The 2,013-nt window shown below is 72.7% G+C and carries 2 protein-coding genes; both read right to left on the reverse strand.

From position 1 onward, the window contains the following. On the reverse strand, positions 1-520 hold a 520-nt coding region (locus VR45_RS29345), incomplete at its 3' end, for a ricin-type beta-trefoil lectin domain protein (RefSeq protein WP_045942888.1). After that, positions 517-2,013: RICIN domain-containing protein (locus VR45_RS43395; RefSeq protein ID WP_199926023.1), on the reverse strand; the 1,497-nt coding region annotated here is incomplete at its 5' end. The genes VR45_RS43395 and VR45_RS29345, both read right to left, overlap by 4 nt.

The following is a 2,013-nucleotide window of genomic DNA, read 5'->3' on the forward strand; positions in this document are numbered from 1 at the left end:
CGAGCCGCCACTTCTGCCGGTCGCTGCCGTCGCAGGCGGAGACGGCGAGCGCCTCGCCCGGATTGTTGGCGGTCAGACAGCCGTTGTCGGTGTCACTGGTGATCCAGAACCAACCACCGCCCGCGTCCCGGAACGCCCAGTGCTGATTGACGTTCCCGTCCATCGTGCGGATCAGATGCGTCCGGTGCGGGCCCGGGTCGTGGTCCATCACCATGCCCTGACCGGCCGCCGTCCTCCCGTCCGTGAGCAGTGTCTCCAGGATCCACCGGCCGTTGCCGGCATCCCAGAACGCCCACTTCTGCGCGTCGCCGCCGTTCGGAGCGAGTGCCTTGATCGACGTGCCGGAGCCGGTGTTCGACCGGTCCAGGTCCGCCACCATCCCGTTGTTCGCGGAACGCAGCACCGCCACCTGGTTGTTGCGGACGCCACCGGGGGTGACCGCCGGGCTGGTGGCCGGGTCCGGCCGGTTCGGCTGAGGCTGACCGGGCTGGCCGGGCTGCGCCGCCGGGCCGTCGGTCACGTCCCCGAGCCGCCACTTCTGCCGGNGATCGAGGTGCCGGAGGCGGTGCTGCCGGTGTCGAGATCGGCGACCAGGCCGTTGTTGTTCGACCGCAGGGTCGCGACCTGGCTGTTGCCCACGGCCGGCCGGACGACCGGGCCGCCGCCACCCGAGCCGCCGGAGCCACCCGAGCCACCGGACCCGCCGTTGCCCGGCTGGGGCTGCTGCGGGGCCGCCGGTCCGTCCGTGACGTTGTCCAGCCGCCACTTCTGCCGGTCGCCGCCGTCGCAGGCGGAGACGGCCAGCGCCTCACCGGCGTTGTTGGCCGTCAGGCAGTTGTTGTCGGTGTCACTCGTCACCCAGAACCAGCCGCCGCCCGCGGCCCGGAACGCCCAGTGCTGATTGGCGTTCCCGTCCATGGTGCGGATCAGATGGGTGCGGTGCGGGCCCGGGTCGTGGTCCATGACCATGCCCTGACCGGCCGCCGTCTTCCCGTCCGTGAGCAGCGTCTCGATGATCCACCGGCCGTTGGCGGTGGTCCAGAACGCCCAGCGCTGCGCGTCGTTGCCGTTCGGCGCCAGCGCCTTGATCGACGTGCCGGAGGCGGTGCCCGACCGGTCCAGGTCGGCCACCATGCCGTTGTTGGCGGAGACGAGGGTGGACACCTGCGAGGTGCCGATCCCCGGGTTGACCACCGCTCCGGTGCCCGGCGGCGGGGTCGGGGTCGGGGTCACCGGCGCACGCGGCGGGACGGTGCCCAGGCCCCAGCGCTGGGAGTCGGTGGCGTTGCAGTCCCAGATCTGCAGGACGGTCCCGTTGACGTCGACGCCACCGGTCACGTCCAGGCACATGCCGGAGTTCGGGTTGACCAGCGAGGAGTCCGAACCCTTCTGCCAGCGCTGCGCGGGCGAGTCGTTGCAGGCGTAGAGGCCGACCCGGGTGCCGTGGGCGGTGAGGCCCCCGGCGACGTCCAGACACTTGCCGAACGCCTTCAGGGCGAACACACCGGTGCTCGCGGACGCCGCCCAGCGCTGGGCGGGCGTCCCGTTGCAGTCGTAGAGGTCGATCGGGGTGCGGTCGGCGGTGTTGCCGCCGGTGACGTCCGCGCACTTGCCGGGGAAGGCCGAGTACACGGGGGCACCGTCGGCGTTGCCGTCGCCGCCGGCCACCACACCGTTGAGCCGCCACTTCTGCCGGTCGGAACCGTCACAGGGGGCGACGGTCAGCGGCTGGCCCTTGGCGGCGAGCGTTAGACAGCCGCCGCCATTGCCGTTGGCGATCGTCGTCCGGCCGTCACCGGCGTCGGCGAACCGCCACTGCTGCTCGGTGCGGTTGGCGGCCACGGGCTGGAGAGCGGTGCGGTGCGTGGCGGGGTCCTGGCCGAGGACGAGCCGGGCGCCGGGGTCGCTGCCGCCGTAGGTCAGCCGCGTCTCGATCAGCCAGTTGCCGTTGCCCCGGTCCCAGAACGCCCACCGCTGCGAGTCGGTCGCGTTCGGCGTCCACGCCTGCACGGC

The organism is Streptomyces sp. NRRL S-495, assembly GCF_000966955.1.
Taxonomy (GTDB): domain Bacteria; phylum Actinomycetota; class Actinomycetes; order Streptomycetales; family Streptomycetaceae; genus Kitasatospora; species Kitasatospora purpeofusca.